Source organism: Alsobacter sp. R-9 (genome assembly GCF_054612375.1).
Genome location: NZ_JBTSWJ010000007.1, coordinates 255,026 through 269,606 on the forward strand (window position 1 = coordinate 255,026; position 14,581 = coordinate 269,606).

The 14,581-nt window shown below is 62.3% G+C and carries 15 protein-coding genes and 1 pseudogene; 12 read left to right on the forward strand and 4 right to left on the reverse strand.

Features of this window, described 5'->3' with window-relative positions; translation table 11 throughout:
* Window positions 1-4: 4 nt before the first annotated feature.
* Window positions 5-871 carry a substrate-binding periplasmic protein gene (locus tag ACX9GQ_RS13645; protein ID WP_459630103.1) on the reverse strand — a complete coding sequence of 289 codons (867 nt, stop codon included), beginning with the start codon at window positions 869-871 and terminating at the stop codon, window positions 5-7.
* A gap of 95 nt (window positions 872-966) precedes the next feature.
* Window positions 967-2,724: an outer membrane protein assembly factor BamB family protein gene (locus ACX9GQ_RS13650; RefSeq protein WP_459630104.1), complete on the reverse strand. Its 1,758-nt coding sequence runs from the start codon at window positions 2,722-2,724 to the stop codon at window positions 967-969.
* 722 nt (window positions 2,725-3,446) lie between these two features.
* Between ACX9GQ_RS13650 and ACX9GQ_RS13655 the strand changes: the two genes are divergently transcribed.
* The 7 genes from ACX9GQ_RS13655 (at window position 3,447) to ACX9GQ_RS13685 (ending at window position 9,367) form a co-directional block, all read left to right on the forward strand.
* Entirely contained in the window at window positions 3,447-4,721 is a 1,275-nt protein-coding gene (locus tag ACX9GQ_RS13655) for a tyrosine-type recombinase/integrase (RefSeq protein WP_459630105.1), read from the forward strand.
* Between the two features lie 34 nt (window positions 4,722-4,755).
* Entirely contained in the window at window positions 4,756-5,358 is a 603-nt protein-coding gene (locus ACX9GQ_RS13660; RefSeq protein ID WP_459630106.1) for a hypothetical protein, read from the forward strand.
* A 90-nt stretch (window positions 5,359-5,448) separates the two neighbouring features.
* Window positions 5,449-5,634 carry an excisionase family DNA-binding protein gene (locus ACX9GQ_RS13665; protein WP_459630107.1) on the forward strand — a complete coding sequence of 62 codons (186 nt, stop codon included), beginning with the start codon at window positions 5,449-5,451 and terminating at the stop codon, window positions 5,632-5,634.
* A gap of 211 nt (window positions 5,635-5,845) precedes the next feature.
* Window positions 5,846-6,460, forward strand: coding sequence for a hypothetical protein (locus tag ACX9GQ_RS13670; protein ID WP_459630108.1), 615 nt, complete (start codon window positions 5,846-5,848; stop codon window positions 6,458-6,460).
* A 182-nt stretch (window positions 6,461-6,642) separates the two neighbouring features.
* Window positions 6,643-8,085: a DUF3987 domain-containing protein gene (locus tag ACX9GQ_RS13675; RefSeq protein ID WP_459630109.1), complete on the forward strand. Its 1,443-nt coding sequence runs from the start codon at window positions 6,643-6,645 to the stop codon at window positions 8,083-8,085.
* Window positions 8,086-8,249: 164 nt separating this feature from the next.
* On the forward strand, window positions 8,250-8,672 hold the full coding sequence (locus tag ACX9GQ_RS13680) for a hypothetical protein (RefSeq protein ID WP_459630110.1): 423 nt from the start codon (window positions 8,250-8,252) through the stop codon (window positions 8,670-8,672).
* Complete coding sequence (locus ACX9GQ_RS13685) at window positions 8,669-9,367, forward strand: hypothetical protein (protein ID WP_459630111.1); 699 nt, start codon at window positions 8,669-8,671, stop codon at window positions 9,365-9,367. Before ACX9GQ_RS13680 ends, ACX9GQ_RS13685 begins: the two co-directional genes overlap by 4 nt.
* A gap of 543 nt (window positions 9,368-9,910) precedes the next feature.
* Here ACX9GQ_RS13685 and ACX9GQ_RS13690 read toward each other — a convergent pair.
* A pseudogene (locus tag ACX9GQ_RS13690) lies at window positions 9,911-10,132 on the reverse strand (transposase); the annotation flags it as partial.
* 107 nt (window positions 10,133-10,239) lie between these two features.
* Between ACX9GQ_RS13690 and ACX9GQ_RS13695 the strand changes: the two are divergent.
* From ACX9GQ_RS13695 to ACX9GQ_RS13715, 5 genes are all read left to right on the forward strand, one after another.
* On the forward strand, window positions 10,240-11,115 hold the full coding sequence (locus tag ACX9GQ_RS13695) for a heparin lyase I family protein (protein WP_459630112.1): 876 nt from the start codon (window positions 10,240-10,242) through the stop codon (window positions 11,113-11,115).
* 554 nt (window positions 11,116-11,669) lie between these two features.
* A complete protein-coding gene (locus ACX9GQ_RS13700; protein ID WP_459630113.1) occupies window positions 11,670-12,020 on the forward strand; it encodes a hypothetical protein in 351 nt (116 codons plus the stop codon).
* A 227-nt stretch (window positions 12,021-12,247) separates the two neighbouring features.
* Window positions 12,248-12,844: a hypothetical protein gene (locus ACX9GQ_RS13705; RefSeq protein ID WP_459630114.1), complete on the forward strand. Its 597-nt coding sequence runs from the start codon at window positions 12,248-12,250 to the stop codon at window positions 12,842-12,844.
* A gap of 314 nt (window positions 12,845-13,158) precedes the next feature.
* Window positions 13,159-13,536 (forward strand): hypothetical protein, encoded by a 378-nt coding sequence (locus ACX9GQ_RS13710; protein WP_459630115.1) that lies wholly within the window; start codon window positions 13,159-13,161, stop codon window positions 13,534-13,536.
* 29 nt (window positions 13,537-13,565) lie between these two features.
* Window positions 13,566-13,922 carry a hypothetical protein gene (locus ACX9GQ_RS13715; RefSeq protein ID WP_459630116.1) on the forward strand — a complete coding sequence of 119 codons (357 nt, stop codon included), beginning with the start codon at window positions 13,566-13,568 and terminating at the stop codon, window positions 13,920-13,922.
* Between the two features lie 288 nt (window positions 13,923-14,210).
* Here the strand turns inward: ACX9GQ_RS13715 and ACX9GQ_RS13720 are convergent, their stop codons facing one another.
* A complete protein-coding gene (locus tag ACX9GQ_RS13720; protein ID WP_459630117.1) occupies window positions 14,211-14,456 on the reverse strand; it encodes a hypothetical protein in 246 nt (81 codons plus the stop codon).
* Window positions 14,457-14,581 lie beyond the last annotated feature (125 nt).

Below are 14,581 nucleotides of genomic sequence, written 5' to 3' on the forward strand. Positions count from 1 at the left end.
CGCATCATCGCGCCGGCCCGGGGTTTCTGGAACCGTACCGGCCCAGGATCGCGGGTATGGAGCCATCGGCCGTGAGGGCCGCGATGGCCTGGTCGATCGCGTTGCGCAGGAAAGTGTTCTGGCGCAGCAGCAGGCCCCCCACCCCGAGGGAGGTGGCGGGCAGGGGCGTGGGCGCGATCACCCTGAACGACGCGAGCGCCGGGTTATCCTTCTGGATGGCGCGGAAGCTCGGGGCCCAGACGAGGCCGACATCCGCCATGCCTCCCGCCACTGCCTCCAGCGCCATCTGGTCGCTGCCATACGGGAAGATCGGCCAGCGCTGCTGCGGCTGGAGGCTCAGATTGTAGCTCGCCAGCCTCACATGGGCGGTGGTGCCGCCCGTGGCCGCGATGGGTCGGCCGGGAGGCAGGTCCGCCAGCGCGCGCAACCCGGGCTTCGCGGTGACGTAGACATACGCAACCTCCGCATAGGCGCGCGTCACGCCAACCCATGGCGGATATCCGCCGGGAATGAGCTTGAAGCCCATGACGACGTCGCAATGCTGGAGAAGGATGGAGTAGAGGCGGGTCAGGTCCTCGAGCTCGGCGTCGTTGGGGATGACGTAGCGCTGCGGCTGCAGCAGCAACCCGTGCGCGATGGCGTCCGCGATCTCGCCGTCCTGCTCGAAGTCCGGGTCCCGCCGGTCGATGCAGTACCGGAACTGCGAGTCGTCCGTCCGCCGCCCCATGTTCCATTCGCCGTAGGCGTAGGGCTGGTCGTTGTAGAATTCAGGTTCGAGCTGGGCGCGCGCCTGCCTGGCGCCCGGCACCGCCACGATGGCGGCAAGTCCGAGCCCCACGGCGGCGCGCAGGAAGAGCCGGAACACTGACAAGCCCGCACCTCGTCGAAAAACGAGACGGGCCGGGAACCGGTCCGTCTCGCTGTCGATCATGTCACGCGCACGCTATGAGGCGCGCGCCGGTGGCGTCAGCGCACCGCGAAGACGTAGACCTCGTGGGGGTTGTGTGCCGGAAGCGCGATGTCGGGAGTGATGAGCTTCAGGCGCCCGAGGCCCGAGGACCAGTTCGTCACGACCGCGATGTACTGCTTGCCGCCCGCCATGAACGAGATCGGGAACGACTCGATCGAGTTCGGGAAGGTCGGGCTCGTCCACAAGAGCTCGCCCGTCGTGTCGTCGAAGGCCAGCAGCTTGCGGTCCAGCGTGCCCACGAAGACGAGGCCGCCCGCGGTCGGCAGCGTCGAGGTGGTGACCGGCGCATACTGGCGGTACATCCACGCGTCCGTGCGGTCGTCCAGCTTCACGGCCCGGACCTGCCCGATCTTGCCGTCGCCGTTCGGCACCGGCACGCGGTTGTAGGTGGCGAGGCCGCCGCCCGTGTAGACCTGACCCTGGTCGAGCGGGTTCAGCACCGTGTTGGAGCAGAACTCGACCGTCGGCAGGTAGAGCATGCGCGTCTTCGGGCTGTAGGACGTCGCCTGCCAGGCCCGACCGCCGGGGTCCGCGGGGCAGTTGAAGGTCGTCTGGCCGAGCTGCGGGATCACCGCGGGGTTGATCGTCTTGGCGCCGGTCTTGGGATCGATCGACTGGACGACGTTCTGCGGGACCGTCTCCTTGCCCCACAGCCACTCACCGTTGGTCCGGTCGATCGCCTCGATGATGCCGAGCTTGCCCGTCGTCACCACGGTCTTGCGCGTCTGGCCGTTGACCGGCAGGTCGAGGATCAGACGCTCGTAGACGTAATCGAGGTCGAGCGTGTCGTTCTGCAGGTACTGGTGATACCACTTCAGCTTGCCGGTCGTTGGATCGATGGCAAGGGTCGAGTCCGTGTACAGCGCGTTGTTGGTGTACTTCGGATCAGGGTTCTTCGGCAGGAGGCCGTTGATGACGGCCGGCCAGGGGTAGGGCTGGCCGACGCCGGCGTAGAACAGGTTCTGCTCGACGTCGTATGAGCCCGCGATCCACGCCGACGCCCCGTAGCGCGCCTCGGTCGGGACGCCGTTCCAGCTGTTGCCTTCCGGCGTGTCGCCGCGCGCGATCGTGTTGACGCGCCACAGCTCCTTGCCCGTCTTGGGGTCATGTCCGGAGAAGAAGCAGCCGCCCGGCTGCGCGTTGGAGCAGCCCGTCATGCCCTGGATGAGCACGCCATTGGCGATCAGCGGCCCGCTGGTGTAGCCCCAGCCCTTCTTGACGTCCGCGACCTGCTGGTCCCAGACGAGCTTGCCGGTCTTGGCGTTGATGGCGAGGATGTGCGCGTCGCGGGTGGCGACGTAGAGGTTGTCGCCGTAGATCGCCTTGTTGCGGACGCCGTTCGGGAGGGTGCCCTCGGGCAGGCGGTACTGGTACTGCCAGAGCAACTCGCCCGTGGCCGCATTCAGCGCCTGGATCAGGTGGGTCGAGTTCTGCACGTACATGACGCCGTCGTGCACGAGCGGCGTTTCCTGCGTCGTGCCGCCGGGGGTCATGCCCCACGACCACACGAGTTGCAGGTTCTTGACGTTGCTTTTGTTGATCTGGTCGAGCGGGCTGTAGCCCCAGCCGTCATACGTCCGGCGCCACATGAGCCAGTCGCCGTCCGGCGGATTCTTCAGCATCTCGTCCGTGACGGTGCTGATGCGGGTCGCCGGGTTGTTGGCGGCGGACGTCTGCGCGAGAGCCGTTGTCGCAGCGATCGCCGTCAGCGTAGTGGCAAGAATTGTCGAACGCAGAAGTGCCTGCGCGATCATTGCTTCCCCCCATGTTTTGTTCGGCTCGCCTGCGGCTTGCCGTGACGCGGCTTTCGCCAGAAAGCCACGACGCATTTCGTATCATGGGGGGCCCACTGGCGCCTACGACGAAAGGCTAGCGGGAGCAGTGCTGCAGCGCGTCAAACACGGTCGGAGCACTGCCCAGAACCAGCTATCGTATAGTTGTGACGGCAGGTAAAGAAAGTATATTATTTCCACATCCTCATTGGGTGATTTATTCCCCTGGCGAGCGAACGTAATGGCGCATGCGGGGCGCGCAAATCAGCCATGCAGGGTGGAAATCGTCCCTCTGTCCGGCGTCACCGGAGTGCGGATCGCGCCATCGCGAATGCCGCGAGGGGCCACAGAGTGCGCCAAGGCTCCGGCGGCCATCCCCGATCACGTCGAGCCGACGGCACGCAAGTCGCCATTCGCGGTCCGCGCCCTCCCGCCCGTACGATCCCCGCCGATGCCAGGAACCTGACATGCCAGACGGCGTGCGCAAGGGGGGCTGGGCTTAAACTTGGGATGGCGGAGACGGAGTCCGTCATATCCCTCTCCGTCGGCATTCGCAGCCATCCGGCGATAGCTCTGACAAGCCATTGAAAAACTGAAACGAACGGGAAGGAGATGGATTCACTTATCCGCCGCCATTCGCTATCGTGCGTCATCAATCGGGTTCCAGTTTGGGGACCAAGTTGGGGACCAGAGGAGTGACGGCGATGGCGAAGGGGATCAACAGGCTCTCGGCCAAGGCGGTCGCGACGGCCAAGGCAGGCAAGCACTCCGACGGCGGCGGCCTCTATCTCATCGTCTCGGAGACCGGCTCCCGGAAATGGGTTCTCCGGTACGCCAAGGGCGGCAAGCCGCGCGAGTTCGGTCTCGGCTCGGCCCGCGACGTGACGCTCGCCGATGCGCGGGTGAAGGCTGACACGGCCCGCAAGGCTCTCGCCAACGGCGCCGAGCCGAACGCCGCCCCGGCGGTCCCCAAGGCGGTCCCCAGTTTCGGCGAGGAGGCCGATGCCCTCATCGCCAGCATGGAGCCGGCATGGAGGAACCCGAAGCACCGCGCCCAGTGGCGCGTGACGCTCGGCGCCGAGCCCTACACGGCCAGCAAGGTCCGCACCGAGGCGAAGGCTCACGCCGAGCACGTCAAGGCGCTTACGGCCCTCCGGGCGAAGCCGGTGGATGCGATCGACACGGCGGATGTGCTCGCGGTCCTAAAGCCTCTCTGGCAGGCCGCACCGGAGACGGCCTCGCGACTGCGGGGGCGCATCGAGGCGGTGCTTGGCGCCGCTACCGCCAAGGGCCACCGCGCGGGCGCCAATCCGGCCCAGTGGCGCAATCACCTCGACAGGCTCCTGCCAAAGCGCGCGCGGCTCACGCGCGGCCACCATGCTGCGATGCCCTACGCCGAAGTTCCGGCCTTCGTCGCCCGGCTTCGCGGCACGCGCGGGCTGAGTGCTCTGGCGCTGGAATTCACGATCCTGACGGCGGCGCGCTCCGGCGAAGTGCTCGGCGCGCGGTGGAGCGAGATCGACCTCGCGGCGAAGGTCTGGACGGTCCCGGCGAAGCGGATGAAGGCGGGTAGGGAGCACCGTGTACCGCTGAGCGACCGTGCCCTTGCGATCCTGGAGGACGCGGCCAAGCTGCGGGAGGACGACGGTCCCGGCGCCTTCGTGTTTCCCGGCCAGAAGCCGGGCCGAGGCCTTTCAAGCATGGCGCTGGAAATGGTCCTCCGCCGACTAGATGTCGATTGCACCGTGCATGGCTTCCGTTCCGCCTTCCGCGATTGGTGCGGCGAGGAGACCTCGTTCCCGCGGGACTTAGCCGAGGCGGCGCTGGCGCACACGCTAAAGGACAAGGTCGAAGCCGCGTATCGCCGGGGTGATGCTTTGGAGAAGAGGAGAAAGCTGATGGCAGCTTGGTCCGACCACTGCAGCGTGGACTGCGCTGCGAATGTCGTTGCCATCCGCCGGGACCGAGTGCGACGCTAAATCGCCTCCGACGTGGGCCGCCCTGAGGTAGCGCATGGACGAAAAGTCTGAGATCGAAGAAGCGCTGGCCGATGCAAAAGCCATTGTTCTTAGCAGCGTGCAGCGGGTCACTTCGTGTGGACCTCTCGATGACCAAGCCAGTCGTCTCCTAGTTTCGCAGCTAGAGATCCACTGGGCAAATATCTCTAGAATCATCCGGTCAGCAGCGCTTGATCGGAAAGAAATGGCTTCACTGGCGGCGAGTATTTCGTATTTAATCGTTACCACATTTTGGCTCGGCGAACATGACCCGCGACGGAAAGTTGCTTGGGTCGAGGAGTTAAATCGTCAGATCAGGCAAAGTGAACGGAACCTTTCAATCGTCGGAAACCGCGCAAAGCGAGAGAAAAACGCTGCATTTCGAACTACCGTTCAGGAATGTGCGCGCCGGATACATACTCGCAACCGAAAATGGACGGCCAACGCCATTGCCACTTCTGCGGAAATGAAAGACGCCCTTGCCTCAGCTCACGATGAACTCCGTGCGCAAGGCAAAGACAGACCGCTACCCAAGCCCTCGACCGTCTACGGCTGGGTGCAGAAGGTTTTGGAACCGGGCGGAGCCAAAAAGAAAGGTTCCGAGACCGGGCGGTCCTGAAGAAAATTCGACCGATGAAGCTTGAGGCAGTCGTGGGTTTTCATCAGCCTTCGTCGTCAACCGTCAACTTACGGTGGGAGACAGACGACTATGGAAAACGCCAAAGGCGCACCCATTACGGCAACCGTTCATCGAGCCCGCGAACTCTCCGGCCTTGGGAACACGAAGATCTACGAACTGATCAGGAGCGGCGAACTCCGCTCCACGCAGGTCGGCACGCGTAGACTAATATTTGTCGACAGCCTGCGTGCCCTTCTTGAGAAGGGCGTCCGCTAATTATGGCATCGAAGGAGTTGAGCCCGGAGACGGTCGCCACCGCTCCGGGCTCGGGATCATGCGTTTGCGCGGTGCGACGCAGCCCCGAAATTAACTCACACACTGTTCAGTTTGAAGACCCGGCGCCAGACTACCTGGCGCGGCGGTACGGACTGCGGCCTGTTCTCGCGCGTCTCATTGCCGAACTCGCCGGCATTGGACGGAGGCTGGCATGATGACGATCTCGTCGTCCGCCTTCGAGGAACGCCGGCGCGGGGTAAACGCTCAGAGCATCGCGCAAGAAGTCTTGGATCGATACCGGGCGCTCCCTGGACTGGCTGACATCCACATCAAGTACCTGCTGGAACGCGGCGTTCCCGCACAAGCGCTGCACCGGCCTGAGGTGTTGGTTCGGGCTGACGTCCACCATCTCGCCGGCGCTCGCTTCGTGTTCGCCGACGAGTTGCGCGCGGAGGCGCCGACGACTGCCGCGCTGATCGTCGTGGCCCACGACCAGGATGGTGTGCCGGATGACCTCATCGCGTGGTCACCGCGTGCCGGTGTGTTGGGGACGTGGCTGGGTCGCCGTTGTTGCGTCGGCGATGCCTACGGACCTCGGCTTGATGAGCACGGCGGTCTGCTCGTTCACGCCGATCCTCTCGGCTGGCTCCAAGCTGACCGGCGGGGCGTGGCCGTGGTTGATCCCGCCTTGGCCCGAGAACATCTCTGGGGCGCGGGGCCGTTCGTCGTGGACGGCGACGTCACCTTCGCCCGGCACCTCGAAACGGTCCTGACGCTTCCTTCGCCCGACATCATCGTCATTCGCCCCCGCCAGGAGGCGGCATAGACATGGCTATTCGTTACGCTGAGCGCGACGGGACGCCTATGCAGCGCCCGTTCTCAAGCCCGCCGCCGCGACTGTCGAACGTGGGCGACTCCCGTTCACTGCCGGAACCCCCGCCTTCAGCATCTTTCGGCACTAATGGCACTAGTGGCACAGAGGGCGACTTCCGGCCGCTTGATCGCTCCATGCTGGGAACGGGTCGCTCACCGGCGCCGGAGTTTCCCGTCCAGCTGCTCGGGCCAGGGTGGGGCACCTGGTGCACTGAGCACGCCATCGCCCGCTCGACCGCCGTCGACTACGTGGCCACAGGACTTCTGGCCACGGCTGCCAGCCTGATCGGAAATGCCAGATGGGCTTGCGTGGCGCCCGAGTGGTCGGAGCCGACAGTGCTGTGGGCCGCGCTCGTCGGAGGTCCGAGCGCCGGCAAGAGCCCTGCACTCGATCCCGTGTTGCGTATCGTGAAGGAGATCGAGGCGGTCGCCATCGAAGCTGCGAGGCCCCGCGTGCAGGAGCGCGAGGAAGCCATTCAACGCGCTCGCGCAGCACTTGAGTCGTGGCAGGGCGCCCTGCGCGCGGCAGCCAAGGCCGGGGATACCCCGCCCGAGCGTCCGGTGGATGCCATCGAGCCTGAACCGTTGGCGTTGCCCCGCATGCTGATGTCTGACGTCACGGTCGAGAAGTTGGCGACCATCCTGCGCGACAATCCGAAGGGCGTCCTGGTCAACCGGGACGAGATCGCGGGATGGGTGGAGAGCTTCGGGCGGTACAATGGGGCATCAGGTGCTGAGCGGGCCATGTGGCTGGAGGCCTTCGGCGGGCGATCCTTCCGCGTCGACCGACAATCCAGGCCGGAGCCGATCTTCATCGACAGACTTTCGGTCTCTGTCTTGGGAGGCATCCAGCCGGATCGGTTGACCGCCATCAATGGCGCGGCTGATGACGGTTTCGCGGCGCGGTTCCTCTTCGCCTGGCCCGATGCCGTGGACGCCTTCACGGTTCGCCAGGAGACGATCGATGGGACTGCGCAGCGGTTGGCTCTCCAGCGTCTCGCTGATCTGTCCTTGTTTCCCGACCAGTTCGCAAAACTGAACCCGGCGTTCGTCCCCCTGTCGGCGGCTGCTCTCCATCACCTTGAGGCATTCGGCGGCGCCATGAAGCGCGCGGCGAATGAGGCTTCCGGGCCTCTCGCCGGCGCCCTTGGCAAGGCGGCCGCGCATGCTATCCGCCTCGCGCTGGTCATGGAGTTTCTGTGGTGGGCCGAACGGGGCGGAACTGAACCGCAGGAAATCTCCGATCTCGCCATGCTGGCTGGGATCGGCTTGGTTGACGGATACTATTGTCCGCAGGCAAGGCGCGTGTTCCGCGAGGCGTCCGTGCCCCCAGAGGAGGTCTGCGCGATCGCCGTGGCGAAGTGGATCGTCGCAACGAAGGTCGACCGCTTCAACGCCCGGGAGGCGCGACGTCGCATCGGCGGTGCTGTCCGTGATGCCAGGGCCATGGATCAGGCCTGCGAGGTGCTGACAGAGGCAGGCGCAATCATGCCCGACCCGACCCGCACGGGTGGCACGCACGGCCGGCAGTCGAAGGACTATCGGGTGAACCCCGCCGTCCATGAGGAGGGCGTCTGATGACCTCCCCATGGCTGCAACTCGCGCTCGATGCGATAGGCAGGGAGGCCGCTCGGCCGACCCCAACCCCCAGTGCCAATAGTGCCGTTAGCGCCGATAGGGGCCGTAATGGCACTAATGGCACTATTGGCACACACCCTCCCTCTTGCCGAATGGGAGACCGGGTGCGCCTCGACGCGGCAGACCTCGATGAGAGAGCCGCCATCGTCGAAGTCGACGGCAACATCCCTCCCATCTACGCCGCGCGGTTTGCTGCCTTGATGCAGGCTTGCCCGGACGGAGTGCCAATCCCGCGCTGGCAGATGTTCGTCGACGACGGCGGCCACTTCCTCGACGCCTGGGGACATCAGGCCGCAGCGCTCGGCTGGACGCCCCAGAACCTGTTCGGGTTGCACGAGACCAAGCCGCTCGTCAGGCATGACGCCACGGGCCTGCTGTGGCTGCTCAAGGGCGAGCGGGTCGTGGCCCTCACGTCGACTGCGGCGAGGCTGTCAGGTGGCCTCGTCTACCGCCGCACCCATCCTCAGCCCTCTCCGGAGTGCACGGGCCAGCCCTACCGGCAGCCAAGGACCACGGATCAGCCATGAAAGCGAAGTGTGCACCCACATCCGCGAAGCGACATCTCGCGGTCCGCAGTCGTCAAGCTCGGAAGCCGTCCGGAGCTCTCGCAAAGCCCTACGAGCCCACAGCGAGCGAAACGGCGGTTCTCGCGGATCTCAAGGAGCGACGGAGCAAGAAGGCGTATGCGCCGCACGTCACGAACACGTTCAAGGACGGCGTGAACCGCACGTCGATCGACCACCCCGACGAGTCCGTCGGCACGTTGTTGTTGATGAACGCCCTCGGCACGCCGACGTACGAACTCTTCAGAGGGGTGATGGACGGCGTGATCAGTGCGACAGGCCGCAATGGCGTCATCGATGAAACGCAGCTGAACTTCGTCCTGGCGTTCGTTGCTGGCGTGCAGCCGCGCGACGAAGTGGAGACGCTTCTGGCTGCGCAGATGGCCGTCATTCATTCGGCCGTTATGACCGCGACCCGGCGGCTGAGCCACGTCAGCAACCTCGACCAGCTGCAGGCGAACTCGAACTCACTGAACAAGCTCGCCAGAACCTACGCCGCCCAGATGACGGCGTTGAAGCAGTACCGCTCGACGGGTTCGCAGACGGTCACCGTGCAGCACCAGCACGTCACTGTCTCTGACGGCGGACAAGCCATTGTTGGTAACGTGACCCACGGGGGCGGGGAGAGGATGTCGCGAAAAGGGAAGCCAACCCCATGACCAAGCCCGCAGCTCTTCGAGACTGTCCGCGCTGCACGGCTAGGTCGAAGCGGACCGGCTTGCGCTGCGCGGCCCCGGCCGTTAGGGGCTGGCGAATCTGCCGCAACCATGGCGCCGGCGGCGGAGCGCCGAGTGGTCCCCGCAATGGCGCCTATCGGCACGGGCGCTACACGAAGGAGGCTATCGCGACACGCGCTCTCCTTCGCGCGTGCCAAAAGAACCTGAAAGATATCCGAACAGGTTTCGATTAGAGAGGAGGGAGGACCACTCTATCCGCTGCCTTCCACCAAGTCGGAGACAGGTAAAATACCTAGTTGAAAAGGGCATTCGGAGACAAAGAGGTCAAGAGAGACGCTCCCGTGCTTGATGAAGCCGGGAGCTCCCCCGTCGATTAGTCTACTGCAGCCAGAAAATCACTGCCGGCTAGCGCGTGTAGGCCACTTACTTCTAGGCGAAACTCTGTTTTTGCAATGTTCCCGTCCGTGTCACCCTGAACAATCGTGTTTCCGCCGATGTAGCTGAACGTCACCCCGTTCGCGAGCAACGCACCTGCGCGGCTGTGTCGGTCGGGACGCCCGCTCGCTCGCCGGAGTCGACCTCGGCCTTCCTGATCCACTCGTTCAGCGTCTGGGCCGTGCAGCCAATCCTCTCGGCAACCGATACGATCGATGCCCAGCAGGATGTGTGCTCGTGCTCGTGATCGAGGACTAGCCGCACAGCGCGGGTCCGCACCTCAGGCGAAAACTTGTTCGTCGTCTTACTCATGATGGCTCCACCCTCTCAGGAGTTGGAGCCTCCGGCAAACCCGGGGCGGTTCACCTTGCTAAAACTCGGATACGCGTATCCGATAGCCGATATCGCAGGAGATCATCATGAGAGCGATACTCGGAGTTGGCACAGTCACAGCAATCATAATGACGGCGGGTCATGCCGCCATTGCAGCACCGGATGACCCTCTACCGCTCTATCAGAAGGACGGCTCTACCACACTCGGACCTGATCTTGGATCTGGGAAGGAATACCACTTCTCATTGCTATATGGATTTCAAAGTTGGGGCGTGATGAGAGTTAGTAAAGAGCAGGGTTATCCCGTTCGGCTGGGCCAGTACGGCTTACGGTTTGAAACACGCGAGGGATATTGTGGATTTGATCAAGAGTGGAACGATTGCAAGAAGGGGCGAAATCGCCACGAAATCGCTGGAACGAAGGATGCATTCAATGTAGAATATTGGTATTCTTTTAGTGCGTACTTTCCGAAACAATTTGGAGCGAAGGATCGGGTCGGAACGACATTCTTTCAGATCAAAGGCGCTCCCGTAGATGCTTGGCGGCTGAGATTCTGGAAAGATCGCGGGATTGCCTTTGAGTACGAACTGAACTTCCAGAGGAAATTTTTGAAATCTGTCGCCGAGATTTCGGATCGGTGGAACGATTTTTTGGTTCAGTTTCGCCACAGCCGCACGAGCGATGGGTACGTGAGGATTTGGCTTGACGGGAAGCTCGTCCACTATTTCTCGGGCATAACTGCTGACCCAAATGGGAAAAGCAGCCCGTATCTCAAGATTGGGCTCTATAACACTGTCATGAGTGCCTCCGGTAACCCGGTTGATGGTGCGAGTAATGGAAACGGTCAGGGGCTCCCAAACCTTGTTTACTACGTTGACGAGTTGCGTTTCGGAAGGAATTGCGCCGACCTGAAGCTCAGCGATCTCGGGTATGATTGCAAGAAGCTTAGTTTCCAACCGTAGAACCCAAGCATCGGATTGATTTTGCAGGAAAATATGTCCCGATTGGCTCGAGGTCTCCTATTGGGTCTACTTGGGCAAGTGGCAGAACCACGGACTCGCCACCGCATTTCGGAGCTTGGTGTACGGACTGCACCCGGAATGGCAGACAAATCCCAGCCTCAGCGACCCCGTCCAAAGCCGCCAGAAGCCGCAGTACTGATTGGGTGTCCTCAGCCTGGATCGGGCTTTGCTCAGTGCCACAACGGCTCACGACGGCAGTCCTCGATAGCCTGCAGGAGGCCATTGGCGTGCTGATCGGAAAAGATGCGTGGGCGGCGGGTCACCATAGATGGAATAAAACGTGAACAAAGGAGTCATGTTGACCGCCGGAGAGAAGGTCGGAATGTTTCGGCCTCGCCCCTGAAAGGGTCTCGGCGAACGCGGCGCGGCAACTCCCTGCGGTAGGACCCCCTCTTTCGGGTCAAAAACACAAAATCGAGCCGATGAATTTGGTCTATGCAACCTCAATGATTTCGGTAGGATTTGGACGTTGCAACCTTACTGGGGGATGCATGATGAGGACCTTCATCATCTTTGCAGCGCTCGTTGCTGCCAGCATAGCACACGCAGCCGACAAGAAGTTGACTGGGCCCCAAATCAAAGCAGCCTTTACGGGAAAGGCGGGGACATGGTCCAGTACAGATGGAAAGACTAGCGGAAATTTTTCCTTCACGGCAGATACTGAAAGCATAACAGGAAATTTTCCTGGGTTCTCGGAGGACAAGGGTAAATGGTGGGTGAAGGGAAATCTTTTCTGCAATCAATTCGCGAAACTCCGTAGCGGAAAAGAGGCATGTCAGGAAATAATCCAAACTGGCGACAAGACGTATAAGTTTGGCACATCCTCGACAGTTACTCTGAACTGAATGGCGTCGCTGTTCGGATCTGTTCGCGATGCCGCAGAGAGAAGGGGTGGGCGATCTCGCCTGCCCCTTCCGAGCCCAGACGGGATAAGCAGCGCCAACTCGGAGGGTACGTCTCCACCGGCCAATTCCCTGGAAGCGGCTCCGTTCCGTCGTGAAGTCCCATCTCGAAGCCGCTGCTGGAGGAGCGCAAACAGCAACCGCTGCGCGCGAGGCCAGGAAGGAATGTCATGACCGACCTTTCACGCCGTAGATTGCTGGTCGGGACCGGCGTGCTTCTCACCACGGCCTTCATTGCCGAAGCTCGAGCAGCATTTGCCCAAACCGGCCGGCTCCTCCTTCCACAGCCGCAGCAAGCCGAGATCGAAATTTTCGTCCACCTTCGCGAACGCGGCTGGATCACAGTCGGCCCGGACCTGATGACGCATCCCGACCCGCCGACGTGGCGTGACTACCTGACCGGGTACAGGAGGATGGCCTCGACGGAACCGGACGAGGTGTTCGCCGAGGCAGCTGAAGTCGAAGCCGAGCAAGTCGATGATACGATGCGGGCACGGGAGTGGGAGCACGTCTGGCGCGGCGAACTGTGTCCAGAGGCGCAGGCCTACCAACTGTTGTCGAAGCTTGACCTAGGGGCGCATATCCTGCGGGAGGAACTTCTGGAGGACTTCTGGGAACCTGAACTGGAAGCAGTCACCTTCTACCCTGAAGGTCAGTATCTTGGCGACTCGTCGAAGCTCGTACGGATAGAGCATCCAGTCACCGCGTCACTGTTACAGGCGCGTTTGATCGATCTCGGAATGCGAGTTGCCGTAAAGCAAGCCTGATTAGGCAGATATTGGCCCTCTTCCCTCCCAACCTACTCACGATGGAATTATTGGGCCAAGGCTTGAACGGCGGCCGCTTCACGCCAAGCAGGCTCACCAGGAAGGAGAAATTTCATGATCGACAATTCACGTCGCGCACTGCTGGTCAGGGGACGCTGGGATGATCTTTCCTTGGGCGCCTAGCAGTGAAGGGCGTGAAATGCTCGGCAGTATACGCTCAGCTTACGCTTGCCGTTCTCTCTCTCTCTCTTGGCTAGCCTCAACTCCGCGAGCCGCGCGGAAGGCCAGCGCGTTCGGAAGAGCTTGGGTGGGTCATGTCGCAGGAAAGCAAAGAGCCATTCAACCAGTCCATACGGACCGCCTCTGATCGTGAAGCTCGCTTGGGTCTTCACTACGACATACCGGGCGTTGATCCCGAGAACGTCGCGTTGTTCGCGAAAATCGCGAGGCTCGTTGGGCTCGGGCTGGTCGTTGCTTTTGTATGGTGGGGGCTATTCGACACATATCATCCGTTCGAGGATCTAGCGGCGGCGCTCGGCATAGGATGGAGAAATCGCGCCTTTTTTTCATACGGCCTCGGGGCTGTCATTTTGGCCTTGGGTTGGTTCCTGAGGTTCAGAATTGGTAATCTTTTCTTCGTCGCAATCTTCGCTATCTGGGGGCTGATTACGCGGCTTTTTCGGTCCGTGTAGAGGTGCAACAGAACTTCTTTGGGGGCGGAATGAAGAAGTATCAGGTCTTGATGGCTGGGTTGGTGTGCGCCGGCTGCCAGTCGCCGCAGGGCTCGACTTGGGCCATGGCGGACTTCAACAAGTACGGTCTCTACTACGACGAGTTCCCAACCGCGTCCCTGTCCATTGGCATGAGCACGGCGTCCCTGCGGAGCTTGTTTGGGCAGAACATGAAAGCTGTTGAGGCCGGACCCAGCGGCACTGTCTACGCCGTAGACCGCTGGGTCAGCGTCGCAGGACCGGACTACGTCGGTCAACGGCTCTACTTGAACATGCACAACGACCAACTGATAGGATGGAAGGTCGCCAACGCGGAGACGCTGACGGTCGTGCCGCGATCATGGTAGGTAAATGACGGATTCGAAAGCACCAAGCAGCCATCGCGGCGAACGCGGTTCGGCTCGCCAGGTTATTTGCTCGGTGGACCAGGAGTGGAGCTTTGTTGCTCCCGCGCCTCTAGCAGGCTCCTGAGATAGGTACTGCTCTCCTTGGCCCAATTGCGCAGGGCTTCCACTTCCGAGGGCGTCAACATATCCGCTGCGGGGCGAAGGCGTGCCTCCGAGAAAAGCGAATTCTGCTGATTGGCGGCCTGTTTGCTCTTGTCCTCGTTCAACTCTAGGACCTCCGCCTTCAACCTATGCTCCAGGGCAGTTCTTGGTGATCGTTGCCTTACGAACCGCCTCCTGCTCTCCCTTCAAGCGGCCGATCTCAGGGGCGATGTTGTCGCCAGACATCGAGGAGACGGGGAGTCCGATGAGGACGACGCCCACAATGTCGTTGGTCCTTGCCTTTTCCTGTTGGGCCGATGCCGTGGCCAGCGCTGCTGACAGCCTCTGGCTCTCCTCGCCCAGCTGCCGGCAGGACCAATTCTGGTAGGTCACCTCGCTAACGTAGGACGGGGAAATGCTCTCGGGGCTCTTGGCACACCCTGACCTGCCACTGAGTTTTTCCTCCACCCGGAGTTAGAGTCCGGCCCTTCGAAGGGCGGACAGATGAAGCGAGCACG